23 protein-coding genes are annotated in these 24,925 nt (G+C 60.6%); 11 read left to right on the top strand and 12 right to left on the bottom strand.

Going from position 1 to position 24,925, the window contains the following annotated elements:
• Positions 1-50 precede the first annotated feature (50 nt).
• Positions 51-1,181, top strand: coding sequence for a tRNA 2-thiouridine(34) synthase MnmA (gene mnmA / locus CTATCC11996_RS01770; protein WP_003072342.1), 1,131 nt, complete (start codon positions 51-53; stop codon positions 1,179-1,181).
• A gap of 14 nt (positions 1,182-1,195) precedes the next feature.
• Here the strand turns inward: mnmA and CTATCC11996_RS01775 are convergent, their stop codons facing one another.
• The 3 genes from CTATCC11996_RS01775 to CTATCC11996_RS01785 are packed head-to-tail and all read right to left on the bottom strand — an operon-like array spanning position 1,196 to position 5,044.
• Positions 1,196-2,392: a hypothetical protein gene (locus tag CTATCC11996_RS01775; protein WP_003072344.1), complete on the bottom strand. Its 1,197-nt coding sequence runs from the start codon at positions 2,390-2,392 to the stop codon at positions 1,196-1,198.
• An 18-nt stretch (positions 2,393-2,410) separates the two neighbouring features.
• On the bottom strand, positions 2,411-4,330 hold the full coding sequence (locus CTATCC11996_RS01780; RefSeq protein ID WP_236597891.1) for a sensor histidine kinase: 1,920 nt from the start codon (positions 4,328-4,330) through the stop codon (positions 2,411-2,413).
• A gap of 21 nt (positions 4,331-4,351) precedes the next feature.
• Complete coding sequence (locus CTATCC11996_RS01785) at positions 4,352-5,044, bottom strand: LuxR C-terminal-related transcriptional regulator (RefSeq protein WP_034347946.1); 693 nt, start codon at positions 5,042-5,044, stop codon at positions 4,352-4,354.
• A 279-nt stretch (positions 5,045-5,323) separates the two neighbouring features.
• Between CTATCC11996_RS01785 and CTATCC11996_RS01790 the strand changes: the two genes are divergently transcribed.
• Entirely contained in the window at positions 5,324-6,016 is a 693-nt protein-coding gene (locus CTATCC11996_RS01790; RefSeq protein ID WP_003072348.1) for a TerC family protein, read from the top strand.
• A gap of 75 nt (positions 6,017-6,091) precedes the next feature.
• Here the strand turns inward: CTATCC11996_RS01790 and CTATCC11996_RS01795 are convergent, their stop codons facing one another.
• From CTATCC11996_RS01795 to CTATCC11996_RS01810, 4 genes are all read right to left on the bottom strand, one after another.
• Entirely contained in the window at positions 6,092-6,517 is a 426-nt protein-coding gene (locus CTATCC11996_RS01795) for a barstar family protein (RefSeq protein WP_003072350.1), read from the bottom strand.
• A gap of 142 nt (positions 6,518-6,659) precedes the next feature.
• Positions 6,660-7,079: a guanyl-specific ribonuclease gene (locus CTATCC11996_RS01800; RefSeq protein WP_003072352.1), complete on the bottom strand. Its 420-nt coding sequence runs from the start codon at positions 7,077-7,079 to the stop codon at positions 6,660-6,662.
• A gap of 177 nt (positions 7,080-7,256) precedes the next feature.
• Positions 7,257-8,747, bottom strand: coding sequence for a sodium/proline symporter PutP (putP, locus tag CTATCC11996_RS01805; RefSeq protein ID WP_034348045.1), 1,491 nt, complete (start codon positions 8,745-8,747; stop codon positions 7,257-7,259).
• A 160-nt stretch (positions 8,748-8,907) separates the two neighbouring features.
• Positions 8,908-11,376: a penicillin-binding protein 1A gene (locus tag CTATCC11996_RS01810; RefSeq protein ID WP_003072355.1), complete on the bottom strand. Its 2,469-nt coding sequence runs from the start codon at positions 11,374-11,376 to the stop codon at positions 8,908-8,910.
• A gap of 266 nt (positions 11,377-11,642) precedes the next feature.
• On the opposite strand from CTATCC11996_RS01810, the gene CTATCC11996_RS01815 reads away from it, so the two are divergent.
• Entirely contained in the window at positions 11,643-12,128 is a 486-nt protein-coding gene (locus CTATCC11996_RS01815; protein WP_003072357.1) for a glutathione peroxidase, read from the top strand.
• Between the two features lie 66 nt (positions 12,129-12,194).
• Here the strand turns inward: CTATCC11996_RS01815 and CTATCC11996_RS01820 are convergent, their stop codons facing one another.
• Positions 12,195-13,106 carry a LysR family transcriptional regulator gene (locus CTATCC11996_RS01820; RefSeq protein ID WP_003072360.1) on the bottom strand — a complete coding sequence of 304 codons (912 nt, stop codon included), beginning with the start codon at positions 13,104-13,106 and terminating at the stop codon, positions 12,195-12,197.
• 131 nt (positions 13,107-13,237) lie between these two features.
• On the opposite strand from CTATCC11996_RS01820, the gene CTATCC11996_RS01825 reads away from it, so the two are divergent.
• The 3 genes from CTATCC11996_RS01825 to ycaC all read left to right on the top strand — a co-directional run bounded on the left by CTATCC11996_RS01825 (position 13,238) and on the right by ycaC (position 15,610).
• Positions 13,238-14,158: a pirin family protein gene (locus tag CTATCC11996_RS01825; protein WP_003072361.1), complete on the top strand. Its 921-nt coding sequence runs from the start codon at positions 13,238-13,240 to the stop codon at positions 14,156-14,158.
• An 88-nt stretch (positions 14,159-14,246) separates the two neighbouring features.
• Positions 14,247-14,942: an isochorismatase family protein gene (locus CTATCC11996_RS01830; RefSeq protein WP_003072363.1), complete on the top strand. Its 696-nt coding sequence runs from the start codon at positions 14,247-14,249 to the stop codon at positions 14,940-14,942.
• Positions 14,943-14,980: 38 nt separating this feature from the next.
• Positions 14,981-15,610 carry an isochorismate family cysteine hydrolase YcaC gene (gene ycaC, locus CTATCC11996_RS01835; RefSeq protein WP_003072364.1) on the top strand — a complete coding sequence of 210 codons (630 nt, stop codon included), beginning with the start codon at positions 14,981-14,983 and terminating at the stop codon, positions 15,608-15,610.
• 102 nt (positions 15,611-15,712) lie between these two features.
• Here the strand turns inward: ycaC and CTATCC11996_RS01840 are convergent, their stop codons facing one another.
• A complete protein-coding gene (locus tag CTATCC11996_RS01840) occupies positions 15,713-16,111 on the bottom strand; it encodes a winged helix-turn-helix transcriptional regulator (protein WP_034347949.1) in 399 nt (132 codons plus the stop codon).
• Between the two features lie 163 nt (positions 16,112-16,274).
• On the opposite strand from CTATCC11996_RS01840, the gene CTATCC11996_RS01845 reads away from it, so the two are divergent.
• The 4 genes from CTATCC11996_RS01845 (at position 16,275) to CTATCC11996_RS24730 (ending at position 21,409) form a co-directional block, all read left to right on the top strand.
• Positions 16,275-17,282 (top strand): zinc-dependent alcohol dehydrogenase family protein, encoded by a 1,008-nt coding sequence (locus CTATCC11996_RS01845; protein WP_003072369.1) that lies wholly within the window; start codon positions 16,275-16,277, stop codon positions 17,280-17,282.
• Between the two features lie 1,077 nt (positions 17,283-18,359).
• Positions 18,360-20,165: a DEAD/DEAH box helicase gene (locus tag CTATCC11996_RS01850; protein WP_050878820.1), complete on the top strand. Its 1,806-nt coding sequence runs from the start codon at positions 18,360-18,362 to the stop codon at positions 20,163-20,165.
• Positions 20,166-20,182: 17 nt separating this feature from the next.
• The gene (locus tag CTATCC11996_RS01855) at positions 20,183-20,782 is read left to right on the top strand and encodes a hypothetical protein (RefSeq protein ID WP_003072374.1); all 600 of its coding nucleotides are present in this window, start codon (positions 20,183-20,185) and stop codon (positions 20,780-20,782) included.
• Entirely contained in the window at positions 20,783-21,409 is a 627-nt protein-coding gene (locus CTATCC11996_RS24730) for a biosynthetic peptidoglycan transglycosylase (protein ID WP_080569823.1), read from the top strand.
• 318 nt (positions 21,410-21,727) lie between these two features.
• Here the strand turns inward: CTATCC11996_RS24730 and CTATCC11996_RS01860 are convergent, their stop codons facing one another.
• The 3 genes from CTATCC11996_RS01860 to CTATCC11996_RS01870 form a co-directional block, all read right to left on the bottom strand.
• Positions 21,728-22,792: a sensor histidine kinase gene (locus tag CTATCC11996_RS01860; RefSeq protein WP_003072378.1), complete on the bottom strand. Its 1,065-nt coding sequence runs from the start codon at positions 22,790-22,792 to the stop codon at positions 21,728-21,730.
• Positions 22,785-23,603: a hypothetical protein gene (locus tag CTATCC11996_RS01865; RefSeq protein ID WP_003072381.1), complete on the bottom strand. Its 819-nt coding sequence runs from the start codon at positions 23,601-23,603 to the stop codon at positions 22,785-22,787. Before CTATCC11996_RS01865 ends, CTATCC11996_RS01860 begins: the two co-directional genes overlap by 8 nt.
• A 247-nt stretch (positions 23,604-23,850) precedes the next feature.
• Positions 23,851-24,426, bottom strand: a complete 576-nt coding sequence (locus CTATCC11996_RS01870; RefSeq protein ID WP_003072383.1) for a flavin reductase family protein — start codon at positions 24,424-24,426, stop codon at positions 23,851-23,853.
• A 103-nt stretch (positions 24,427-24,529) separates the two neighbouring features.
• Here CTATCC11996_RS01870 and CTATCC11996_RS01875 point away from each other — a divergent pair, with 103 nt between their 5' ends.
• On the top strand, positions 24,530-24,904 hold the full coding sequence (locus CTATCC11996_RS01875; protein WP_003072386.1) for a VOC family protein: 375 nt from the start codon (positions 24,530-24,532) through the stop codon (positions 24,902-24,904).
• The last annotated feature ends 21 nt before the right edge of the window (positions 24,905-24,925 follow it).

Genomic DNA, 24,925 nt, shown 5'->3' on the forward strand with positions numbered 1-24,925 from the left:
AAATCCTCACGCCCGCAGCAGTTGACGGGCGCTGGGATAATCGCATACCTATGAGCAACAAGCAGCGTGTCGTGGTGGGTTTGTCGGGCGGTGTGGATTCCGCCGTCACCGCCTATCTTCTCAAAAAGCAGGGCCACGAGGTCGTCGGCATCTTCATGAAGAACTGGGAAGATGACGACGACAGCGAGTACTGCTCGTCGAATATCGACTTTGTCGATGCGGCGGCCGTGGCCGACGTGATCGGCATCGAGATCGAGCATGTGAACTTTGCGGCAGACTACAAGGACCGCGTGTTTGCCGAGTTCCTGCGCGAGTATCAGGCCGGTCGCACGCCCAATCCGGACGTGCTGTGCAATGCGGAGATCAAGTTCAAGGCCTTCCTGGACCACGCCATGCGCCTGGGGGCAGAAAAGATCGCCACCGGCCACTATGCACGCGTGCGCCAGAATCCGTCCACCCAGCTGTTCGAGCTGCTCAAGGGCCTGGATAACAGCAAGGATCAGAGCTATTTCCTGCACCGCCTGAACCAGGCCCAGCTGTCCAAGGCGATGTTTCCTGTGGGCGAGCTGCACAAGACCGAGGTGCGTCGCATTGCCGAAGAGATCGGCCTGCCCAACGCCAGGAAGAAGGACTCGACGGGCATCTGCTTCATCGGAGAGCGCCCGTTCCGCGACTTTCTGAACCGCTACATCAGCAAGGAGCCGGGTCTCATCCTGGACGACCGCAACCGCAAGCTGGGCAAGCATGTGGGCCTGTCCTTCTATACGCTGGGCCAGCGTTCGGGTCTGGGCATCGGCGGCGTCAAGGAAAAGGGTGCCGCCCGTGGTGCGGGTGACCATGCGCCCTGGTTTGTGGCACGCAAGGAAATGGACAAGAACATTCTGCGCGTGGTGCAGGGCCATGACCATCCGCTGCTTCAGTCGCATGCCCTGCTGGCCGATCAGGTCAGCTGGGTGGCCGGCCATGCCCCGGCCGAGGGCAAGGCCTACGGCTCCAAGACACGCTACCGTCAGCCCGATTCGCCTGCGCTGATTTCCCAGGCCACGGATGCCGGCTTCCGTCTGGACTTTCCCGAAGCGCAATGGGCTGTCACCCCTGGTCAGTCCGCCGTGCTCTATGACGGCGATGTCTGCCTGGGAGGCGGCATCATTGCGCAGGTCGATCCTGCGGCCGCTAGGTAATCGTCAGGTAGGCGCTAGTAGTCGCGGTTTTCATCAAACCACTGCTGGGCCTGCTCATCCGTCAGCTTCAGTGACAGCGCCGCAGGCAGTTGTGCCAGTTGCTGCACGGCCAGCCCCAGGTCTTCACGCTCGCTGGTTTCAATGCCCTTGACTGTGTTGAAGCGGGCGGTAAAGGTCGTCAGTGCAGCTTGCACATGGCCAAGGCTGCTTGCTGTGCCAATTTCTTGTTCGGCCAGCTCATAGGCTGCATGCGCAATCCTGGCACGGGCTGCGGGCCAGCCCGCAAATGGCCGCCCATATTCTTTGGCCCACCATTCAGGCTTGCGTAACTGGCTGACGGATGTGTAGTCAGCCCAGGGCCGAGCCTTGGCACGGTCCTTGAGTTGCTGGCGCAGGCGTTTGCCAGCGGCTTCTTCCACGTTGTAGGCGATGAAGAAGTCCAGCTCCGGCCAGGTTGGCAGCGCAGGCAGTCCCGACAGATGGCGCATAAAACGCAGTGATAGCGCCTTGAGCTGCGTACATGATGAAAGCTGGGCCAAATCGCTGTGGTTACCCCACAGGGAGAGCGATTCCAGCTTCGAAAACTGCAGCAGGTTTTGCAGCGAAATGGGTTGCTTTCCCGCTCCGTTGCGCAGCTCCAGCGTGGCGACCTGTTTCAGGCTGCCCATGTCGGGCAGCTGAAAGGCTTCGTCGGCCGGGTTCTTGCTGGTGGCCGGGCTCAAACTCAGGCTTTCAGGCAGGCCTGCGGTGACGGTGATTTGCTCCAGATTGCCATGCAGATGAAGGCGCATGCCCTGCTGCGGCAGCTTCAGGTGGATGTGGCCCTGATTGCCCGCTTGCAGATGAATGCTCAGCTCGCGAATCTGTGACTGGCTGGCGTCGATATGTACATCCTGCCGCAGCTGCGGGTGCCAGCTGAAGTTTTCGATAGGGCGCAGTTGCGCCCACGTGAAGAAGCCGCTGTCATTGCCCGTGTAGTAGAAGCTGCGCGGCCAGGGCGAGCCAGCGGGCGTGGCAAAGGGGTCAAAGCAGGGCCAGAGCACGCAGGCGTCGACAGGCAGCCACAGGTCCGCTGTTTTCAACAGCGTCCTGGGGCCAAGGGTCAGGCTGCCCTGACCGGGGCTGGTTTTGAGTCTGTGCGGCGCGTCAGGCGTCAGCTCAAGGGTGAAGACGCCATCTTCATGCGGTGTTCCATCGATAAGCAGGGGCATGCAGAAAGCTTAGCGCAGTTACCAGATGCTCTGGGGAGACGGCACGGAGCTCTGTACTTCGGTGTGGCGTTGTACCTTGCCGAACAGCGGCAGGCTGGCACGCAGCTCGGTGCGACCGGGGCGGGACTGTATGACCAGAGTGCCTTGCAGGCGTTCCAGTCGCGCCAGCATGCTGCGCATGCCCACGCCCATGCTGTTGATCTGTGTGCTATCCAAATCAAAGCCTGTGCCGTTGTCCTCGATCTGCAACTGCAACTCCCTGGAGTCGGGAATCTCCAGCCGAACCTGGACTTGACTGGCGCGGCTGTGCTTGATGACATTGGTCAATGCCTCTTCCAGCACGCGGGTCAGCGTCAGGCACTGAATGGGGCTGGGCGCGTGGGTCCAGTATTCGGGCAGACACCACTTCACCTGAATGTCCAGTTCCTCGAACAGCCGTGCAAAGCGGTGGCGCAGCGGGGCAAGCCACTGCATGGGTGTCTCGGGAACCTGGATGGCGGTGCTGGTGCCGGTATCAATCATCTGACGCAGGTCGTCGCGCATGAGCTTGAGCATGGACAACACCTGGGCATTGGGCAGCGGGGCGCTGCTTTGCTCGACCAGGGCAATGGAGCGCACCAGAGAGCCGCCCAGGCCATCGTGCAGATCCTGGGAAATGCGCAGACGCTCCTGCAGGCGGGAGTGGCTCAGAGCCAGATGGTGTTCCCTCTCCAGGGTCTGGCTCAGGTCGTCGCAGGCCTGTGTGACGGTGAGACTGAGCTCGTGGTTGAAGTGCTCGATGCGGCGCATATTCCACACGATCTGTCGCCCCAGCAACCACGCGATCACCAGCATGCTCAGCAAGGTGGTGTAGGGAGTCAGCGTCAGATTGTGATCCAGGGTCTTGGTCAGCAGCAGAAGGTCGTGCACGCCGATGGCCAGGTAAAGCACAAAGCAAAGGCTGAAAGCGATGTGGGCTGGCGTGCGTGTCTGCAGCCCGCGCAGTGGAAACAGCAGGCAGACTAAAGCGCAAAGACAGAACATCAGCAGCCAGACGGCCCGGCTCAGCGCCATCTGTGCATCGGGCACAGACAGTGCAAATACGGCACAGAGGCTGCATATGCCGGCCAGCGTACGTTCCAGCCGCATGAGGCGTAATTCCCCAAAACGCAGCGTAAAAATGCAGAAGGTGTAGGTAAATGCAATGAAAACCAGCAGATTACCCTTGGCAAAGGCCGGCGTGCTGCTGAAGGGCCAGGGATCAGTCATGACCATAAAGCAGAGCATCAGTGCCCAGCACATCAGATTGAGTGCGTACCAGCCATAGAGTTTTTGATTGCGATTGTGGAGCCAGGCAAACGAAAACAGCAGACATAGCACCAGGCTGACCGTGATGCAGACCATATAAATGGTGCGCAGGCTCCAGGTTGCCTGTGCCGTCCATTGCTTGAGCTCGGCTGGATGGCCTATGCGCAGCCGCCCCAGGCCTGGCGTCTGGGTGCTGAGCCCGTGGACGCGCACCCAGATGCTGTTGCCCTGTTCCTTGAGCAGCGCCTTGGGAAGCAGCCAGTAGCGTGGCATATTCCAGCTGCGACTCAGCGGCTCCACCAGCGATTGATCGCGCCAGATCAGTTCTGAATTCACGAACACCTCGCCCGCCATCACGATATTGACGACGGCCAGCGCCACGGGCTGATCGCGCCCGCAGGGGCTCTCCCAATCGATGCGGTACCAGGCTGCACCGTCATAGCCGGGCCAGCGTTGACTCCAGTCATCCAGCCCCGGCACATCCACCCATTGCAGCAAGGCCGCATCGGGTGGAGGCCCATCGGGCAGTGCCTTGGCCGATTGGCGGGCCACAATGCGCGGTTCGCAGAGCAGATCCTGAGGCCTGAGCTCCTGTGCCCAGGCCACGCCGCAACTGACGCCCATGACGAGCGCAAATATCAGGCGGAGCATGAGAGCCGACTGCTTGAACATTCAGCTCAGCAAACCGCGTGCCCGGGCCTCGCTGACCGCCTTGGTGCGCGAAGGCACGGCCAGCTTGCGGTAAATGTTCTTCACATGGCATTCCACGGTGTAGCGGGAGAGAAAGAGCGACTCTGCGATCTCCCGGTTGGTCATGCCGTCTGCGACCAGCTTGAGGATCTGGATTTCGCGGGCGCTGAGTATGGCCTCGGGCGGCATCTCCTTGTGCGCTTCCGTAGGCTGGGAAGGCTGCAACTCGGCAATGATGCGCCGTGCAATGAAAGGGTCGATGGGGGCGCCACCACGCAGCACACTGCGTATGGACAAGGTGACTTCCAGATCGTCGCGCTCCTTGAGCACATAGCCGTTGGCCCCGGCACGCAGCGCCGACAGAATGGCGTCCTCGGTGCTCCAGGCGGAGATGACCAGAATGCCCATGCCGGGGTCGGCGGCGCGCAACTGGCTGATCAGCTCTATGCCGCTGCCGTCGGGCAAGCCCAGATCCACCAGTGCCATGGCGACAGGATGCTCCGCCAGCCGGGCGCGTGCCTGCCCCAGGGTTGCAGCAAAGATGAGAGCATCATCCGCATATCCGAGACCATGCAAAATGCTTTCCAGCCGATTGCGGATCAGCGGCTCATCCTCCACCACGATCAAGGGGCTGGGGAGAATGGACTCTGTAGGGAGGGAGAAAGTCTCTGCCATATAGTGTGATGTGCCGCTGGTTTTCGTGTCCCACTGTTACCGAGATCAGGTCGCTTGGCTATCACTGAAAACTGGTAATTTGAGGTGCATGCGGAGTCTGCGCCCAAAGCGTAAGCGAACTCCGTGGCCTGCAATTCCCATGACGTCAGAAGCAATACGCCGGCGGCGGCTCCAAGAGGCAGTTGGCTAAACTTGCCTGCATTGATCACGCCTGGCCTTGCAATGCTGGGCGTTTGTCCGTTCAAGGTGCAACGGACAGAGAACTCAGGATTATTTTCCATGGATGCCATGCTCGGTGCCGATTTCTGGATCGGCTTGTTCAAGATCGTCTGGATCAACATCATTCTCTCGGGTGACAACGCGGTGGTCATTGCTCTGGCCGCACGTGGCCTGCCGCCGCAGCAGCAGAAAAAAGCGGTGCTGTTTGGCTCCGGCGCCGCCGTGGTGTTGCGTATTGCCTTGACAGTGGTGGCCGCCAAGCTGATGCAGCTGCCATTCGTCGAGGTGATCGGTGGCCTGCTGCTGCTGTGGATTGGCGTGGGCCTGCTCAAGGGCGAAGATGAAGAAGAGAACTCCGGCAGCGTGGCCGGGCAGGGCATGATGGCTGCCGTTCGCACCATTTTGCTCGCCGATCTGGTCATGAGTCTGGACAATGTGATCGCCGTGGCTGCGGCAGCGGGCGGCGATATGCTGCTGCTGATTCTGGGCCTGGCCATCAGCATTCCGCTGGTCATCTTTGGCTCCACGCTGATGATCAAGCTGATGGAGCGCTTTCCAGTCATCGTCACTCTGGGCGCGGCACTGATTGGCTGGGTGGCCGGCGAAACCATCACCAGCGACCATATGCTCGAAGGTTTTGTACGGATCAATCCCTGGGCGCATTACGCAGCGGCCGCCTGCGGCGCCGTGCTGGTGATTGCAATGGGTAAGTGGATGCAGCTCAAGGCTGCCGCGCAGGGCGGCACTGCCTGAGCCTGGGGTTGCTGAAAGCAAAAATGCCCGCATTCAAGGCGGGCATTTTGTGTTGTGTGCGCCGCAGCAGCCGGCCTACAGGAATGAGTAAAAGCAGCGGAAGGGAATCTTGCGCTCTGCCCAGAAGTCCGCAGTATCGCGGAACACGTCCAGCAACTGCTCGCGCACTTCCTTGTCGAACTTGGGAGTGGTCGGAATCTGGTCGAGCACCACCACAAAACCGGGTTGCGGGCCGGATTTGTTGATCGGGTCGGTCATGCAGTCATACAGCGCATCCCAGTTCTTGCCAAAGTGTGCCGGCAGGTAGAACTGGGTGGACAGCAGCTCGAAAACATCGGCCTTGGTCTGGGCATGGGCCAGGTTGGCATAGAGGAAATGGGAGCCCAGCGCCTCTGCTGCTGCCTGAAGATCAGGAATGCGATAGGCGCGAATGGATTGCACGATGTTCGGGCGAACATTGCGCAACGGTGTTTCCGAGGGCTTACGAAGTGGCGTGTCCATCTCCGTGATTCTTTCTAAAAACATCAAAACTGGTGGCAGAGTCGGTACTGACAGCGCTGTAGGCTGTCTGCGCAAACCGCCGCTGCGGAATTCAAGAAGTCAAAAGCCGCTTTATGGCGGGCCTGGAGGGCGTCTTTTAACTTCATTGGACGATTTGCTGAAAGCTGTTGTAGTGGTCGCCGGTGTAGAAGCAGGCATCGGGCACCTGGGGCTGCAAGCCGCCACAGACTATGCGCCGCGCACCCCGGTTTTTCGCGCCTGGCGTGCGCACGGTGTATTCGCGGTAATAGCCTCTGGCCTGGCGCGGAAGTATGCGCTCACGGTTGCCGAATACAGTGCCGTCCTTGTCGCTGGAAAACGGACCGCCCTGAAGGATACGACCATAGGTGGTGCGGCCTTCGCGCGGCAGTTCGGCCAGGCTCACGGTCTCAAAGCCGGGAACGGTGGCACCGACTTCGGGCGCTTTGCGCGCCAAAGCCGCAGGGGGTGCCAGCGCAAAAGCGGCACCCAGCATCAACGCTAAACCCGTCTGATATACCTTGGCTGCAGCGGCCTTGAGCATTCACTAAACCTTTCAGAATCTCAGGTAATGCCTGAAATTTCGACCCGTAAGTGTGACGGATAGGCCTCGAAAATGCAAGTTGCGCCTATTTTTTGTGCAGCCTGTCGAGCGGTTTTCGACGACAAAAAAGCCCTGTCGGCATGGCCGGGCAGGGCTTGGGCAGGGGCGTGGCAGCTTTTATTCGCCGTGGGCAGCGATTTCAGCCTCCACCTCGCGGTGTTTGGCCGTGATCGTGGCAGAAGGAGCTTTGTCCAGTAGGCTGACTACTATGATTGCGATAGCGGACAACGTAAACCCGGGAACGATTTCATAGAGCTTGAACCACTGGTAATGCTGCCAGACCAGCACCGTGACCGCGCCCACGACCATGCCGGCCAGCGCGCCGTTGCGCGTCATGCGGGCCCAGAGCAGAGAGATCAGCACCAGCGGGCCGAAGGCGGCGCCGAAGCCGGCCCAGGCATTGCTGACCATGCCCAGCACCTTGGCCTTGGGGTCCTGCGCAATGAGGATGGCAATCACGGCAATCGCGAACACCATGGCGCGACCAAACCAGACCAACTGCTTCTGGCTGGCGTTCTTGTGCAGAAAAGTCTTGTAGATGTCCTGGGTGAGGGCGCTGGAGCAGACCAGCAGCTGGCAGGACAGGGTGCTCATCACGGCAGCCAGCACGGCAGCCAGCAGCACGCCGCTGATCCAGGGATTGAACAGCAGCTTGGCGACTTCCAGGAACACCAGCTCGTGGTTGCCATTGACGTTTGCCGCAATCTCGGGGCGGCTGGCGAAGAAGGCAATGCCGAAGAAGCCCACGGCCACGGCGCCGCCCAGGCACAGCACCATCCAGGTCATGCCGATGCGGCGCGCGTTGGGAATGGTCTTGATCGACTCGGCTGCCATGAAGCGCACCAGAATGTGGGGCTGGCCGAAGTAGCCCAGACCCCAGGCCAGCAAGGAGATGATGGCAATCGCCCCCTGGCCCTTGAACATGTCGAAGGCGCCGCTGCGGGCGGTGTCGATGATCGCCGCGCTGGCACCCACGCCGCCGTCGGCATAGATCACCATCAGGGGGGCCAGAATCAGCGCGGTGATCATCAGCGAGGCCTGGATGGTGTCGGTCCAGCTCACGGCCAGAAAGCCGCCTATGAACACATAGGCCATGGTGGCCACGGCACCCACCCAGAGCGCGGTCTGGTAGTCCATGCCGAACATGGACTCGAACAGACGGGCGCCAGCGACGACGCCGGAGGCGCAGTAGACAGTGAAGAACACCAGGATCACCAGTGCCGTGACGATGCGCAGCAGGCTGCTGCCATCCTCGAAACGGTTGGTGAAGTAATCGGGCAATGTCAGCGCGTTGCCCACCTTCTCGGTATAGACGCGCAGGCGTGCCGCGACAAAGCGCCAGTTGAGCCAGGCACCGATGCACAGGCCGATGGCGATCCACGAGGCCGACAGGCCAGTGGCAAACACGGCCCCGGGCAGGCCCATGAGCAGCCAGCCGCTCATATCCGATGCCCCGGCCGACAGAGCCGTGACCACCGAACCCAGACTGCGCCCGCCCAGAATGTAGTCAGACAGGTTGGACGTGGCTTTATAGCCTGCCCAGCCTATGAGCAGCATGCCCAGCAGGTAGATGGCAAAGGTGACGATGGTTGGCGTATTGGCGGTCATGTCGGCTCCGGGTCGGCGCAGCGCTATCGGCATGTGGGTTACATGCCCGGCGAAAACAAATCCGCCAGCGGCCTCCTGGTGGGAGGCCTGCTGGCGGGTATCGGTGCGCAATTGGACCAGTTATTCGACAGCCCAGTGGGGCATGTGGCTGAAAACCGCGCTACTGGTTGTCCTGCGGCGCATTCAGTGGCGCCGCTGGCGGCAGTGGTGTGCCTATATCGCTCCAGCTTGACGGCGCGGGGGTTCTGGCCGGTGCTGGCATCATCTCGCCGGGCGCCAGCCCGGGGCTGCTGTCCAGATCGGGCGGCTGGGCGCTGCTGTCGGCGGGCGCCGGCTGGACGGCGGTCGAGGGCGGCGCTGCGGGCGTGCTCTCGATGATGTCGACCTCGCTGCCATTGCTCCTGTTGGGGGCTGGATGGGCAGGAGTCGTCGGCGCTGTGCGATCAGGATCGTTGCCCTCTGCTGCGGGCCCGCTCCATTCCTGAACCTTGTCGCGCAGGCGGCCCACCAGATCGCTCCACCAGTGGCTGGTGTTGGGCTCGGTGAACCGGGCCTTGGCATTGAGCAGCGGGCTGCGCATGGCGCGCGACATGAAGTCACCCACCATGGGCAGGGCGCTGCGCGAACCCTGGCCCCATTGGTCGCTCCTGAGCGTGATGCGTGCATCGTTGAAGCCGGCCCAGGCACCAGCCACGATCTGCGGGTGCATGAGGATGAACCAGCCGTCGGCATTGCCCTGGGTGGTGCCGGTCTTGCCGGCCACATCGGCGCGAATGCCGTATTGCTTGCGAATCGCGCGGCCCGTGCCCTTGTCGATCACGGCGCGCATCATCTCCAGCAGACCGTAGTTCTCTTCCTCGTCCCAGACCTGATCGGGCTTGGGCGGGGTGAATTCAGCCAGCAGCTCGCCATCGGCATTCTCGATACGGGTGACCAGCTGGGGCGGAATGTAGTGGCCGGAGTTGGCAATGCTGCCGTAGGCGTTGACCATCTCCAGCAGCGTGACGGGGCTGGAGCCCAGCGCCAGCGAAGGCACGGGCTCCAGCGGGCTCTGGCGCACGCCCAGAGCGCGTGCCAGCTTGATGACGCGGTCCATGCCCACTTCCTGGCCCAGCTCGGCCGTGATGGTGTTCTTGGAATAGGCCAGCGCATCGCTGAGCTTCATGGGCACGCCCGTGGGCTCGACGGCATCGCTGGGACGCCATACCTCGCCGCCGGGCAGCTGGATTTCCACGGCTTCGTCCTTGCGCGTGTCGTCGGGCCTGGCGCCGCGCTGCAGGGCTGCGCCATAGACAAAGGGCTTGAAGGTGGAGCCGGGCTGGCGGCGCGCCTGGGCCACATGGTCGAACGCATCCTGGGCATAGTCGCGGCTGCCCACCCAGGCCAGCACGGCCGAGGTGCGCGGGTCTATGGCCAGAAAGCCGGCCTGCACGCGGGTCTTGTCTTCGCGCAGCTGCCTCATGAAGGCCTTGTCGGCCAGCAGCTTCTTGAGCGCTTCTTCTTCGCTGATATCGGAAGGCCTGCCGCTTCTGGCGAGCTTGCGAAAGGCCTCCGTCTCGCGCACCAGCTGCAGCACCAGCGCGTTCTCGGCGCTCCAGCCGTCCCGGTGGCTCCAGTTGTTGTTGGCAATGCCCTGCAACGTATGCATCTGGCGATTCACGGCCTGCTGCGCCCAGGTCTGCAGACGCGAATCCAGGGTGGTGCGCACGACCAGGCCGTCGGTATAGATGTTGTAGTCGTGCTTGTCGGCCCAGGCGATCAGCCATTTGCGCAGTTGCTGGGAAAAATGCGGCGCCATGCCCGTGGGTTCTTCCTGGCGCTCGAAGTCCAGACGCATGGGGCGCTTCTTCAGGCGCTCGAACTCATCGTCCTTGAGCTCGCCGCGCTTGACCATCTGGCTCAGCACGGTGTTGCGCCGGGCAATCGCGCGGTCGGGGTTGATCACCGGGTTGTAATAGGCATTGCCCTTGAGCATGCCCACCAGCGTGGCGCTTTCCAGCACCGTGAGCCTGGCCGCCGGCTTGTCGAAATAGGTGCGCGCCGCCATCTCTATGCCATAGGCGTTGTAGAGAAAGGGCACGGTGTTCAGATAGGTCTCGAGAATCTCGTCCTTGGTGTAGAGCGCCTCGATCTTGAAGGCCGTGATCGCCTCCTTGAGCTTGCGGTTCACATTGCGGGCGCGGCCGATTTCCGTGGGATAGAGATTGCGCGCCAGCTGCTGGGTGATGGTGGAGCCGCCCTGGGGATTGCCGCCCAGCGTATGGATGACTGAACCCACGGTGCGCGTGAAGTCCATGCCATGGTGCTCGTAGAAGCGGTGGTCTTCGGTGGCCACGAGGGCCTTGACCACGGCGGGCGAAATCTGCTCCAGCGGCACCCACTGGCGGTTGCTGCGCTTGAACTCGCCGATCAGCTTGCCGTCGGCGCTCAGGATCTGCGCAGGCTGCTCGAGCTTGGCCTTGCGGATGTCGCTGATGCTGGGCGTGAACGGAATCAGCAGCAGCACATAGACGACAAACAGCACCGGCAAGGCCGCGGCAAACCACAGCCATTCACGCCGCGTCGGCCAGCGACGCCACCATGGCAGGGCCGCAATGCGCTGGCCGGCAGTGCTGGCGCGAGCGCGCATCCACAAAGCTGTGGCCTGGGCTAGCCATTTTTCTTTCAATTCGTTCAAGGACAAACGCACGTTGCAAGGCAGCCCGCCAAGGGCCGCAAGAAGGCAAGACTGCGAAGAATGCCCAAAAAACAGGCGCTCTGCTTGCGGGGATCGGTTTTTCTATGGTCGCAGCCCCGGTATTGTCTCCGTGGCGCGGTTAAGCAGGGTTGTTTCTAGCTGTGAGACCGGTTGCCGACTGCCTTAAGCTTGCGGCTTCGCATTGGCGGGAGAGCAGCATGGCAAACAGCGTTTATGACTTTGAAGCCACCGACATCCAGGGGCGTAGCGTTCCTCTGTCGCAGTACCAGGGCAAGGTATTGCTGATCGTGAATACCGCCAGTGCCTGCGGCTTCACGCCCCAGTACAAAGGCTTGCAGGCACTGCACGAACAGTATGCGGACCGGGGCCTGGTGGTGCTGGGCTTTCCCTGCAACCAGTTCGGTGCCCAGGAAAAAGGCTCGGATGAGGAGATCGCGAGCTTTTGCGAGCTGAACTTCGGCGTCAGCTTTCCGCTGATGCACAAGATCGAGGTCAACGGCGACGGTGCGCACCCGCTGTACCGCTGGCTCACCTCTGAAGCGCCGGGTGTGCTGGGCACCAAGTCCATCAAATGGAATTTCACCAAATTTCTCGTGGGCCGCGACGGGCAGGTGATACGACGCTATGCCCCCCAGGACAAGCCCGAGAAGCTGGCGGACGATATCCAGGCGGCTCTGGGCTGATGCTGCAGTTATCGTTTCGATAGCTGACAGCGCTTACCCAGAAAGTGCTGGAGGCGGTTTTGATGCTCAGTCTTCCGACAAGGTCCTGAAGGACTGGGCCAGATGGTCGAGCAGCGCGCGCACGGCGGGCAACTGACCGCGACGCGAGGCGTAGACGGCATGGATGATTTCGGGGCGCGGCTCCCAGCCCGGCAGCACCTGCACCAGCGTGCCGCTGCGCAGGTCTTCGCGCACGAACATGCTGGGCAGCTGGACCACCCCGGCGCCCAGCAGAGCTGCATCGCGCAGGGCCAGCATGGACTGCGTCACCAGCCGCGGCTGGTGCCTGACCTCGGCGCGCACGGCCTCGGGCCCGTGCAGTACCCAGCGGTGGGTTTCCTGCAGGCCGCCCATATCCAGGCTGGGCCAGGCCGACAGGTCCATGGGGCCGCCGGGCTGACCCAGGCGCTGCAGCAGCTCGGGGGCGGCCACCAGGCATTGCCGGCGCTCGGCCAGCGTGCGCAGCACCAGATCGCTGTCCTGCAGCGGCGGCGGGCGCACACGCAGGGCCAGATCCAGCCCCTCGCCAATCACGTCCACGCGCCGGTTGGTCTCGTCTACCTGCAGCTCCACGCGGGGGTACTGGCGCATGAATTCTCCCAGCATGCGGCCCACGCGCGAGGCCAGCAAGGCCACGGGGCAGCTCATGCGCACCTTGCCGCAGGGCTCGGAATGCACCAGCGCCACGGACTCCTCGGCGGCCTCTGCCTCGGTCAGCATGGCGCGGCAGTGCTGGTAGTAGCGCTTGCCAACCTCGGTCACGGCAAAGCTGCGCGTGGAACGCAGCAGCAATTGCGCGCCCAGGCGTTCCTCGAGCAGTGCCACGCGGCGACTGAGCTTGGACTTGGGCAACCCCAGGGCACGGCCTGCAGGCGCGAATCCGCCGTGCTCCACCACCTGGGCGAAGTAGTACAGCTCGTTGAGATCGGGCAGCTTCATTGTTTTAAAAATAGAACTCTGAGGCTGAATATTGTGGACTACTCAAGTCATCGTTCCAAATTCATACTTTCTCCATGTTCAACGCCTGCGGCATCCATAGGAACCGCAGGCCAGCCGCAAGGAGAAATGTCATGCTCAAGAAAATCCTGGGTGTCTACGAAGCTCCCCGTCCCCACTGGGTGGGCAACGGTTTTCCCGTGCGCTCGCTGTTCAGCTATGGCGACCACGGCAAGGCCCTGAGCCCCTTTCTGCTGCTGGATCATGCAGGCCCTCAGACCTTCACGCCCACCACGGCACGGCGCGGCGTGGGCACGCATCCGCACCGCGGCTTCGAGACCGTGACCATCGTCTACGAGGGTGAGGTGGCCCACCGCGACTCCACCGGCGCTGGTGGCACCATCGGCCCCGGCGACGTGCAGTGGATGACGGCAGCCTCGGGCATCCTGCACGAGGAATACCACTCCGAAGCCTTTGCCAAGAGCGGCGGCCCGCTGGAGATGGTGCAGCTGTGGGTCAACCTGCCGGCCAGGGACAAGATGTCCGCCCCCGGCTACCAGACCTTGCTGAATGCCGACATCCCGCAGGTCGCGCTGCCGGACGGTGCGGGTCATCTGCGTGTCATTGCCGGTGACTACCTTGGCAGCCAGGGGAGCGCCTCTCGCGGCCCGGCGAAGACCTTCACGCCTATCGATGTCTGGGATGTGCGGCTGAACGCCGGAGCAGCCACCGAGCTGCAGGCCCGGGCCGGCCACACGCTGGCGCTGGTGGTGCTGCACGGCACGCTGCTGGTCAACGGGCAGGAGATTGCCCGCGCCGGACAGCTGGTGCATATGGATCGCGCTGCGGACAGCGTGCATCTGGAAGCCAACAGCGACGTCACGCTGCTGTGGCTGTCAGGCGAACCGATTGACGAGCCCGTGGTCGGCTACGGCCCCTTCGTCATGAACAGCGACGAGGAAATCCAGCAGGCGCTGGAGGACTTCCGCAGCGGCCAGTTCGGCCGCATTCCGGCGGCCGAGCGCCATGCGCCCACGGCTGTGCCGAACCACTGAGCCCTCAGTGCCACCGTATCCCCGGCCCTGCAGCGATGCGGCCGGGGAGCGAAACCTCCCCTTCGCTCCCAACTCCAAGGAGACTTCCATGAGCATCCAGACCGCAGCCATCCCCGCCAATTTCAACGGCGCCAAGCCCGTGATTGATCCCGACAACGTGGCCATGCTGCTGATCGACCACCAGAGCGGCCTGTTCCAGACCGTGCAGGACATGCCGTTCACCACGCTGCGCCGTCTGGCCAGCACGCTGGCCAAGATCGCTTCGCTGGCCAAGATCCCCGTGGTCACCACAGCCTCCGTGCCTCAGGGCCCCAACGGTCCGCTGATTCCCGAAATCCACCAGAATGCGCCTCACGCCACCTACGTGGCGCGCAAGGGCGAGATCAATGCCTGGGACAACGAAGACTTCGTCAAGGCCGTCAAGGCCACGGGCAAGAAGCAGCTCATCATCGCCGGCACCATCACCAGCGTCTGCATGGCCTTCCCCTCCATCGCTGCCGTGGCCGATGGCTACCAAGTGTTTGCTGTCATCGATGCGTCGGGCACCTACTCCAAGATGGCCGAGGAAATCACTCTGGCCCGCATGCTGCAGGCCGGTGTGGTGCCCATAGACACCGCGGCCGTGGCCTCGGAGCTGCAAAAGACCTGGAACCGCGAAGACGCGGCTGAATGGGCACAGGCCTATACCGGCATCTTCCCCAACTACCAGCTGCTGATCGAAAGCTACGCCAAGGCGCAGGAAGTGGTGCAGAACCACGAAGTGCTGGACTCCCAGCGCGTTTGATTTTCCTCACCCCTCCACTACCTCTGAAGGAGATCGTCATGAGCAACAAGCCCTATATCCGCCTCGACAAGGACAATGCCGCCGTGCTGCTGGTGGATCACCAGACCGGTCTGCTGTCCCTGGTGCGCGATATCGACCCCGACAAGTTCAAGAACAATGTGCTGGCCCTGGCCGACATGGCCGAATACTTCAAGCTGCCCACGATTTTGACCACCAGCTTCGAGACCGGCCCCAACGGGCCCCTGGTGCCCGAGCTCAAGGCAAAATTCCCCACGGCTCCCTATATCGCCCGCCCCGGCCAGATCAATGCCTGGGACAACGAGGACTTCGTCAAGGCCGTCAAGGCCACGGGCAAGAAGCAGCTCATCGTGGCCGGCGTGGTGACCGAGGTCTGCGTGGCCTTCCCGGTGTTGTCGGCTCTGGCTGAAGGCTTCGAGGTGTTCGTGATTGCAGATGCTTCGGGCACCTTCAACAGCATGACCCAGCAGGCTGCCTGGAGCCGCATGGAGCAGGCCGGCGCCCAGCTCATGACCTGGTTTGGCGCGGCCTGCGAGCTGCACCGCGATTGGCGCAACGATATCGAGGGCTTGGGGACTCTGTTCTCCAACCACATCCCCGACTACCGCAACCTGATCAACAGCTACACCACGCTGACCGCCGGCAAGTAAGCCTGCGGCTTTAGAACAAAGCCCGCAAGCTTTTGCAGCCTGCGGGCTTTTTGCTGTTGATTTATTGGAATTGATAGCTGTTGACGCTTGATGGGTAGGCGTTCAAGCCTGTTTTTGCTTCAAGTCCGGCAGACAGGCCGCGAAGTTCTGATCGTCGTCCTGCAAGGAGCCGGCTGTATCAAAGCTCTTGCTGTATTCGATGCCCCAGTTGCGCATGGCAATCAGCACCGGCTGCAGGCTGCGGCCCAGCTCGGTCAGCGCATAGTCCACGCGTGGTGGCACTTCGGCATACACCGTGCGCTCGACAATGCCGGCCTCTTCCAGCTCGCGCAACTGCAGCGTCAGCATGCGCTGGGTGATGCCGCCGATGATGCGGCCCAGCTCGCCAAAGCGCTTTTTGCCGGGCAGCAGATGGAACAGGATGACGGGCTTCCAGGTGCCGCCCATCACCGACAGCGTCACCTCCACGGCGCAGCCGCTCTTGCTGTTCAATCGTTTCATGATCACCTCACTGCAGTTCCGGACTGCAAGCATCGTAGCGCCAGCCAGCGCCCATGCATTACTTACATTTTTAATACTACCCAACAAATATGTTGGTACTGGCGGCTGGCGTGCATTGGCGGCACCATGCAGAGCATCTGTTTCACTTCTTGAGGAGCACTCCATGAAAGTCATGCAACTGGCCGCCCCCGGCGGTTTCGAACACCTGAAGCTTGTCGACCTGCCTGCGCCTGCGGCACCCGCCGCCGGCGAGATCCAGGTACGCATTCACGCCAGCTCGCTCAACTACCACGACCTGGGTGTGGTGCGCCGCCCCGGCGCGGCGGCCGACGGCCGCATTCCCATGGCCGACGGTGCTGGCCTGGTCACGGCCGTGGGCGCAGGCGTGACGGAATTTGCCGTGGGCGATGCTGTGGTTTCCACCTTCTTTCCGCAATGGCTGTCGGGCCGCCATGTGCCGTCCGACTTCCAGCTCGTACCCGGCGACGGCGTGGACGGTTTTGCGCGTGAACAGGTCAACTTGCCTGCCACCAGCTTTACCCATGCACCCAAGGGCTGGAGCCATGCCGAGGCCGCCACGCTGACCACGGCCGGCCTCACGGCCTGGCGTGCGCTGGTGGTGGACGGGCATCTCAAAGCCGGCGACACCGTGCTGGTATTGGGCACGGGCGGCGTCTCCATCTTTGCGCTGCAGATGGCCAAGAGCATGGGCGCCACCGTCATCGCCACCACATCCAGCGCGGCCAAGGCCGAGCAGCTCAAGGCATTGGGGGCCGATCTGGTGATCAACTACAAGGACCAGCCCGAATGGGGCGACGCCGTGCTGGCCGCCACCGGCGGTCGCGGTGCCGACATCGTGGTCGAGGTCGGCGGCCCTGGCACCTTGCCCCAGTCCATTCGCGCCTGCGCCGTGGGCGGCCATATCGCACTGATCGGTGTGTTGACCGGTTTTGCGGGTGCCGTGCCCACGGTGGAGATGATGCGCAAGCAGCAAACCCTCAAGGGCCTCATCGTCGGCAGCCGCGAGCAGCAGCAGGACATGGTGCGCGCGCTGGAGAACTTCGGCTGGAAGCCCGTGATCGACAGCCGCTATCCGCTGGAGCAGATGGTGGCGGCCTTCGAGCATCAGGCCGCGGGCAAGCATTTCGGCAAGATCTGCCTCGAATATTGATGACTGATGGCGCTTTGTGCGCCTGGGTTTGAGGATGATGGGGCATGTGGTTCCTGCGGGGCCACATGCCCTTCTTGTTTTGATAGCTGTCAGCGCTTGGTTTGCCTTGCGCTAAGGCCGATTTGGCTTGAGTTTTTTGTTACGGGGACATGCCTTGCCGGCGGACAGAAGGCGGGTCTCGGCCCGCCCGCCGACCTACTTTCTTCGCAAGAAAGTAGGCAAAGAGCCGGCCCCTGCTGCCCACGACCCCTTCGCTGCGCTACGGGGCAACCTGCGCCGTCAACCTCCTGTGGCTGTGCGGCAAAACTCGCTGCGTGCTTGCAGCACTCCGCTCAAACACGTTGCCGCAAGTCAGAGCATGATGCGTCTGCACTCTGAGGTGCAGACGCCAGCCTCAAGAGGCCGCCGTCGCAGGCGTGGGCACAAGGGGCGAGATACCGAAAGATAGCTTCCATCAGATTTGATAGCCGCAACCGCAATTTGTGATTGGGCTAGAAGCCAATTTCGTCATAACTCTTGCAGGCCGCCCGAATTCACCCGTGTGTCTGTGCCTGCGGCACGCGGTTCGGGCTGCGGGCATTGGCACCGGAGAGTGCCAATGCATCGTGAACAAATTTGCGGCAACCTGTTTGAGCGGCGCGCGTAGCGCAAAGCGAGTTTTGCGGCACCGCAGCCTGAATGGCGTGACGCAGGTTTGCCCGTAGCGAAGCGCGGGGACGCAGACAGTCGGGTTGTGCTCTTTGCTTACTTTCTGGCGACAGAAAGTGAGTCGCCCGCCGGGGCGAAATCCCGGCCTCTGTCGTGTACGACAACATTGAATCTATTTTGATAGCTACCAGCGCTTGACTCGATTGAGCTAGAGCCTGATTTAGCTTGAATTCTCTGTTTGGACGACACAGAGGAAAAACCGCCCATTCCGAATATCAGCTCGCAACCGATACCCGAAATAAACCCAAGCCTGCATTGAAGTCAACGTGAGCGACAGCTTTAATCGGTTTTGCAAGATTCAGAAAGGCTTCATCGGATATAAACACCTCCATTCCTGAAACAAGAAGATACAAGTAAGAGGTGGAGGCAATGGCGGTATTAATTCCCGCGCTTGGAAGCTGCGCGGGGCGTATGACCAGTGGTGAAAAACGTTTGGCCGAGCGTTTGCAGCAAAAACTCGAAGATGATTATTTGCTGTGGTGGGATGTGCCAATTGGTCCCAAACAGACGCGGCCCGATTTTGTGGTGGTCCATCCGCGCCGGGGTGCGCTGATTCTGGAAACCAAGGATTGGCATCTGGAAACCATTCGCAAGGCCACGCGCGAATATTTCGAAATTCTCGACAGCAGCAGCGGCCAGCCCAAGGTGGTGATGAGCCCGCTGCAGCAGGCGCGCCACTGCGCGATTCAGGTCATCAATGCACTGGAGCGCGATCCGCAACTGGTGCAGGGCGATGGCGATCACAAAGGCAAGCTGGCTTTTCCCTGGGGCCACGGCGTGGTCTTCACGCGCATCACGCGTAAGCAGTTCGATGCTGCGGGTCTGGGTGACGCACTGCCCGGCCATCTGGTCATCTGTCAGGACGAAATGGTCGAAGCCGTGGACGCAGAAGCCTTCCAGCAGCGACTTTGGGATATGTTCCCGCACAGCTTTGGTCGCGCCATCAGCCTGCCACAGCTCGACCGTATTCGCTGGATTCTGTTTCCCGAGGTGCGCGTGCCCCAGCAGCAAAACCTGTTTGGAGACGGCGCGCAGGATGAGGAAGAGCTGCCCGACATCATGCGCGTCATGGACCTGCAGCAGGAGCAACTGGCACGCAGCCTGGGCGACGGCCACCGCGTCATCCACGGCGTAGCGGGCTCGGGCAAGACCATGATCCTCGGCTACCGCGCCGAGCATCTGGCCCAGACGCAAGGGCCGGGTAGCAAGCCGATTCTGGTGCTCTGCTACAACGAGCCGCTGGGTGTGAAGCTGGCGGCCAGCATGGAGGCCAAAGGTCTGGCCGACCGTGTGCATGTCGTGCATTGGGACAAATGGACGCGTGCCCAGCTGACTACCTACAACCTCTACACCCCGGACCTTGACCGCTTGCATGTGAGCCAGAAGATGGCTGAGTTTGCGCAGCGCGTCATCAAAGGCGTGGACGACAAACATATTCCCGCAGGCCAGTACCACGCCGTGTTGATCGACGAAGGCCATGACTTTGCGCCCGAATGGCTGAAGCTCGTCACGCAGATGGTGGACCCGAACACCAACAGCCTGCTGCTGCTCTATGACGATGCACAAAGCATTTACGACCGCGGCCAGAAGCGCAACTTCAGCCTCAAAAGCGTGGGCATACAGGCGTCCGGGCGCACCACCATTCTCAAGATCAACTACCGCAACACGCGCCAGATTTTGCAGCTGGCTCACCGCGTGGCCGGCGACATGCTCACGCCCGAGGATGCCAAGGACGAAGACGGCATCCCCCTGCTCAAACCGCTGAGCTGCGGCCGCGAAGGCCCCGAGCCCATCGTCATCGACCTGCCCACCTTGCCCGCCCGCGCAGGCCGCGTGGCAGACCTTCTGGCCGACCAGCACGCCCAAGGTCATGCCTGGGGCGAGATGGCCGTGCTATGTCGCCACAGGGATGAAATGGTGGTCTGCGCCGATGCCCTGCGTCGTAAAGGCCTGCCATACCGGGTGCGGGAAAAGTCAGGCCAGTTCAAGCCTGATGAAGACTCCATCAAGGTCATGACCATGCATGCCAGCAAAGGGCTGGAATGGTCGGTGGTTGCTGTCGTCACTTCGGATAAAGAGCGCCGCACCAAGGATGTGGAGAAGGATGGGGCGTTGGAGGCCAGGTTGGTTTATGTGGCTTCGACGCGAGCAACGGGTCTGGCAATTTCCGCATGAGTTAGCAGTTTTTCGAAATGACAGAATTTATTGATTTAATTAACAAAAATAATATTTTGTATTCTTTGATTGCCGGGGTTTTGTCGGCGATCATTGCTGGGCTTATATTCTTTTTATTTAAAGAAATTGCTTTTAAGAAACCTGAGTTTAATGGAAGATTTTTCCTTAAAGTAGTTGTTTCTGAGTCAACTAAGAACTCTTACAAAGGAATGGAAGTACATTTTCTAGTACATTTTTCTCCAAAAGATAATGGATTTATTGGTGGAGGTGAGCGGATATATGAAGACTCATCGCCGGGGATGGGTTCTCCTCATGTTATTCATTACACGGGGGATAGTAAAATTCCGATGAAGATTAACGGAGAATATAACAAAAAGATTTTCTTGAAAGATGATTTCAGCTTAATGTGTGAAATAACATCCAAAGATAGAGTTTCTCATATGGTGGTTAATTTTAAGGTGCCATTTTTCTATCGCTTGGAAGATTTTTCTTTGCTTGAGGGGAATTTTACATGGAGCGTCGCAAACAAGAGTGGCATAGCATATTTGAGTACTTCCATGTTTAGTCAAAAGGAGGCAACTCATGGCAGATTGGTTGTTGATAGTGGTGCTCTCTAAGTGCAAAGAAATTTCGCGATAACGTTGCTTTATTTTCCTTTTAGTGTCTTCTTTTATTTAGTTGCAATTGCTTCTCTAAAAATCTACAGGCGGTTTGAAATTGACTTTAAAATTCTTGAGGAAAATATAAGAAATACAGAGCTTTGCGAGGAAAAAACAGAATTTGTGAGTAAATTAATTATCGCAGAAGATCATAGGTTCCTAGACCATTTTGGAGTTGATTTCATAGCAATGGCGAGGGCTATTTATTCGACAAAAATAAAAGGAATTTTTCAAGGAGCTAGCACAATAGAGCAGCAATTAACTCGAACTATAACGGCAAGGTATGAAAGAACTTTGAGAAGAAAGTTGCGTGAGCAATTGTTGGCTGTTTTAATTTCAAGAAAATTCAGTAAATATTTGATTGCAAGATGTTATCTTGAAAATGCATATTTTGGTCATGGAATTAAGGGGATAGAGATTGCTCTGAGGAAGTTGGACAATGGTGAATACGAAAATTTTTCTGAATTTTTAGTATCTTTACTTAAATATCCAAAACCTAAATTTGATAGTGATGAATGGGAGAGGAAGATAAGAAATAGAATCGCATATATTAAAAAAAGATATGCTAAATACTGCTGTCAGTAGGTCATAGTTCATCAATTCTTTGGGCTTGCCGCCGCTTGTCTGAGTGAAGCGGCATGCCGCGCAGCGAGTTGGGCGGCAGAGCAGACCGAATGGCGTGGTGCAGGTTTGCCTGCAGCGAAGTGAAACGTAGCGTAGGGACGACGGACAGTCGGGGCGTGTTCTTTTGCCTTCTTTGCTTGCACGAGCAAGAAAAGAAGGTCGCCCGCCGGGGCGAAATCCCGGCCTCTGTCGCCAGCAACGCTGCAAGTGGTGGATTCAGCGCAGTTGGAAATGGATAGTCGCAAGCGCTTACCGCATAAGCATTACAGCCCAGAAGCCTCAATCCTCAGCCCCCAACACCACCCTCGCCGTCAAAGCCGTCCGCCCCGGCGATGACTCAATCTCCAGCAATCCGCCGACCCGCGCAATGCGCACCGCCATGGAGCGCATGCCAACGCCCAGTCCCGATGCATCCACGGCCTGCACATCAAAGCCTACGCCGTCGTCCTCGATCTCCAGCAGCAGTTCCTCGGCCTGCGACTGCACCAGGGACAGGCGCACATGACGGGCCTGGCTGTGCTTGATGACGTTGGTCAGCGCCTCTTCGATCAGCCGGGTCAGCGCCAGGTATTGCAGCGCGTTGGGCGGCTGGCTCCAGCTTTGCGGAAACTGCCAGTCGCAGCGCACACCGAGGGCCTCGAACAGGTCGTTGAAGCGGCGGCGCAAGGGTGCCAGCCATTCCTGTGGAGTGGCTGGCACGCGCACCTGGGCCGAGGCGTTGCTGTCTATGCTCTGGCGCAGGTCGTTGCGGATGAGCTTGAGCATGGACAGCACCTGGGGGCGGGTCAGGGCATCGCTGCCCTGCTCGACGGAAGCAATCATATGGACCAGCTCGCCGCCCAGGCCATCGTGCAGGTCGTGGGTAAGGCGCAGGCGCTCCTGCAGGCGCGCGTTGGAGAGTTTCTGGGCCTCCAGCTCGGCCCGCAAATGCTCGGATTTTTTCTGTTCGGTGATGTCGAAGGTGAAGCCGATCAGCGCTGTGGGCTGACCCTGTTCGTCGCACAGCACATGCACGACTTCCTTAACCCAGACAAAGCGGTTGTCGCTGGTCAGCGCACGGTACTCGGCCTCGTGATCCACGCCAGCCAGGCAAAGCTCCACGCAGCGCGAGACGGTCTGTTCGCGCTCGTCGGGGTGGATGCGTTCGGCCCAGTCGTTCACGGTCTCCCAGCTCTCGGGGCTCCAGCCCAGCAGATCAGCGATCTGCGGGCCGATATAGCTGTATTTCTTCGTGGTCCAGTCAATCTTGAAGGGAATCGCCAGGGTGGATTCCAGCAGCGTCTGGTAGAGGCCGTTGTCCGTGTCGGGTTCGAGGGTGCGCAGGCGGGGGCGGGCTTCAAGCATGGGACGCTCCTGTCAGATCGAGAAGAGGGTGGGTGGTGGGCAGCTCGTTCCAGAACCAGTAGAAATAGCCGCCTTCGGTCTGCAGCAGGGTCTGGGTTTTGACGCTGGAGCGCTCTATCCCGCGCCAGCAGGCCAGGGCCGAATTGCGGTTGCCGTGCAGATCCAGGCAAGTCTGTCCAGGCAGATTGGGCCGGGGAGGCACATACAAGGCCATGCCACGAGGCAGCCAGAGGTCGGCCAGACAGATCTTCTGCTGCTGTGGCCAGTACTTTCCCACCGAAATCACCAGCGGCAGGTGTGGGTCGATGGAGGTGAAGACATGCGGGAAATCGTGATGCTCGAGGTCGGTACAGACCTTGCCCAGCAGGCGGTAGCCGGTGCCCTCATAGGGCGAGCGGTGCCCGGCAAACATGCCGTACTCATAGTCGACCAGCGAAAGATGCGGCTGCGGGCTGGTGATGCGAATTCCCTGGCCCGGCTCTATCAGCGTCATGCCGAATGCCGCTGCAGTTTTATGCGTGACTGCAATGGCCTTGTACTCGACCTGATCGGCCTGGAACTCCAGTCTGGTCTGATTGCCGTACTTGGGGTCTGGGCGGGTGGTGGTCGCAGAAAGGACGCGGTACGCGTTGCCGAGGGCGACCTCGGGGTCACTGGTGGCAGGCTCTTGCAGCTTCAAGCCTGTGGGCGGCTCTGCGCAATAGTGCGGGAACCCGTGGATATTGCAGAAAAACGGTGTCTGCGACAGATCGACCGACGTCGGCGCCTCTTCCTTGATGAACAGCACGGGATCAAAAAACTCTTGCGCCATTGCCTGTCACTTCGCGGTGATTGATAGCAGAGATCGCGGCCCTGTGCGGCGGTACGGCACCTGCAGTCATGGGTTGATTGATATGTCAGTCAGTGATGCAGTCTAAATCAAGGCGGTTACAAAGACCTGGGTGCGCAGGCGCTGCTGGCCAGGGGGCCTGAGGGTGTCAGTGGCCGTCACGGCAAAGTGCCCATTATTTTGATAGCTGCCAGCGCTTGATACATAAGCGATGCAGCCATGAGACCTTCTATTTCACGAGCACCGGTTCGCCAATCGCGAAGAACTGCCCGCCCGCCACATAGTGCAGGGTGCGCAGCTCGGCAGGCGCGGAGCCGAACTCCCAGTGTCCGTTGCGGAACACGCGCTCGTCGGCCCAGGCGGCGACGACTTCGGCGATGAACAGGTCATAGCTTTGCTGGTTGTGTGGCTCGGGGATCAGCTTGCAGACCAGCCAGGCGGCGCAGCCGGCCACAAGCGGTACATCGAAGCCCGGGGCGTCGAAAAGCTGCACGCCATGTTTGACGAGTTTGTGAGGTTCGGTCACTGCGCTGTCCGTGCCTATGCCTACCGTCAGGGCGGCCTGGGGCATGGTGGGCAACTGCAGTGCGAAGAGGCCGCTGCCCTCGACCAGCGCACGCGTGCGCGTGGCCTTGTCGAGCACCACGCTGATCTTGGGCGGCGCGAAATCGAGCGCGCAGGCCCAGGCCGCGCTCATGGCGTTGCGCTCGCCTGCATGCTGGGCCGAGACGATGACCGTGGGGCCGTGATTGAGCAGGCGGTAGGACTTGTCCAGGGGAACCGGGGTGAAATGGTCTGGCAGCATGGTGGGCTGAAAATGGGTGACAGAAGAGGACGGCAAGCTCCCGTTACGATGGCTTGCCGATTTCCCATCTTCGCCCGAAACAGGGCTTTTCCAGGAGACAACCATGTTTAGCCACATCATGCTGGGTGTAAATGATCTGGAGTCCAGCAAGCGCTTTTACGACGCGCTGCTGGGTCAGCTGGGCATTGCACCCGGCGTTGCCAACAAGAACCGCTTCTTCTACCGCAGCCCCACGGGCGTGTTTGCCATCTCCACGCCCATCAACGGCGAGTCGGCCAGCTCGGGCAATGGCGCGACCACGGGCTTCCTGGCCCAGTCCACCGATCAGGTGAACGCGGCCCATGCGGCGGGTCTGGCAGCCGGTGGTGTGTCGATCGAGGACGCGCCGGGCTGGCGCGGCGACTCCATGTATCTGGCCTATCTGCGCGACCCCGACGGCAACAAGATCTGTCTGGCCTATCGCCCCGCCAAGGCGTGATCCACGTCGCATGAAGCAGGG

The sequence above is a fragment of the Comamonas testosteroni ATCC 11996 genome (assembly GCF_000241525.1).
Taxonomy (GTDB): domain Bacteria; phylum Pseudomonadota; class Gammaproteobacteria; order Burkholderiales; family Burkholderiaceae_C; genus Comamonas; species Comamonas testosteroni.

Excerpts from the sequence above, each read along its gene's own strand:
- CTATCC11996_RS01800 (WP_003072352.1), bottom strand. The coding sequence starts at position 7,079 with ATGCTCAAGGCCGCTGCAGCCAAGGTATATCAGACGGGTTTAGCGTTG.
- CTATCC11996_RS01850 (WP_050878820.1), top strand. The coding sequence starts at position 18,360 with ATGGCGGTATTAATTCCCGCGCTTGGAAGCTGCGCGGGGCGTATGACC.
- CTATCC11996_RS01870 (WP_003072383.1), bottom strand. The coding sequence starts at position 24,426 with ATGCTGCCAGACCATTTCACCCCGGTTCCCCTGGACAAGTCCTACCGC.
- CTATCC11996_RS01820 (WP_003072360.1), bottom strand. The coding sequence starts at position 13,106 with ATGAAGCTGCCCGATCTCAACGAGCTGTACTACTTCGCCCAGGTGGTG.
- CTATCC11996_RS01810 (WP_003072355.1), bottom strand. The coding sequence starts at position 11,376 with ATGCGCGCTCGCGCCAGCACTGCCGGCCAGCGCATTGCGGCCCTGCCA.
- CTATCC11996_RS01795 (WP_003072350.1), bottom strand. The coding sequence starts at position 6,517 with ATGGACACGCCACTTCGTAAGCCCTCGGAAACACCGTTGCGCAATGTT.
- CTATCC11996_RS01815 (WP_003072357.1), top strand. The coding sequence starts at position 11,643 with ATGGCAAACAGCGTTTATGACTTTGAAGCCACCGACATCCAGGGGCGT.
- CTATCC11996_RS01875 (WP_003072386.1), top strand. The coding sequence starts at position 24,530 with ATGTTTAGCCACATCATGCTGGGTGTAAATGATCTGGAGTCCAGCAAG.
- mnmA (WP_003072342.1), top strand. The coding sequence starts at position 51 with ATGAGCAACAAGCAGCGTGTCGTGGTGGGTTTGTCGGGCGGTGTGGAT.
- CTATCC11996_RS01825 (WP_003072361.1), top strand. The coding sequence starts at position 13,238 with ATGCTCAAGAAAATCCTGGGTGTCTACGAAGCTCCCCGTCCCCACTGG.
- CTATCC11996_RS01790 (WP_003072348.1), top strand. The coding sequence starts at position 5,324 with ATGGATGCCATGCTCGGTGCCGATTTCTGGATCGGCTTGTTCAAGATC.
- CTATCC11996_RS01860 (WP_003072378.1), bottom strand. The coding sequence starts at position 22,792 with ATGCTTGAAGCCCGCCCCCGCCTGCGCACCCTCGAACCCGACACGGAC.
- putP (WP_034348045.1), bottom strand. The coding sequence starts at position 8,747 with ATGACCGCCAATACGCCAACCATCGTCACCTTTGCCATCTACCTGCTG.
- ycaC (WP_003072364.1), top strand. The coding sequence starts at position 14,981 with ATGAGCAACAAGCCCTATATCCGCCTCGACAAGGACAATGCCGCCGTG.
- CTATCC11996_RS01855 (WP_003072374.1), top strand. The coding sequence starts at position 20,183 with ATGACAGAATTTATTGATTTAATTAACAAAAATAATATTTTGTATTCT.
- CTATCC11996_RS01865 (WP_003072381.1), bottom strand. The coding sequence starts at position 23,603 with ATGGCGCAAGAGTTTTTTGATCCCGTGCTGTTCATCAAGGAAGAGGCG.
- CTATCC11996_RS01775 (WP_003072344.1), bottom strand. The coding sequence starts at position 2,392 with ATGCCCCTGCTTATCGATGGAACACCGCATGAAGATGGCGTCTTCACC.
- CTATCC11996_RS01830 (WP_003072363.1), top strand. The coding sequence starts at position 14,247 with ATGAGCATCCAGACCGCAGCCATCCCCGCCAATTTCAACGGCGCCAAG.
- CTATCC11996_RS01845 (WP_003072369.1), top strand. The coding sequence starts at position 16,275 with ATGAAAGTCATGCAACTGGCCGCCCCCGGCGGTTTCGAACACCTGAAG.
- CTATCC11996_RS01840 (WP_034347949.1), bottom strand. The coding sequence starts at position 16,111 with ATGAAACGATTGAACAGCAAGAGCGGCTGCGCCGTGGAGGTGACGCTG.
- CTATCC11996_RS01780 (WP_236597891.1), bottom strand. The coding sequence starts at position 4,330 with ATGCTCCGCCTGATATTTGCGCTCGTCATGGGCGTCAGTTGCGGCGTG.
- CTATCC11996_RS01785 (WP_034347946.1), bottom strand. The coding sequence starts at position 5,044 with ATGGCAGAGACTTTCTCCCTCCCTACAGAGTCCATTCTCCCCAGCCCC.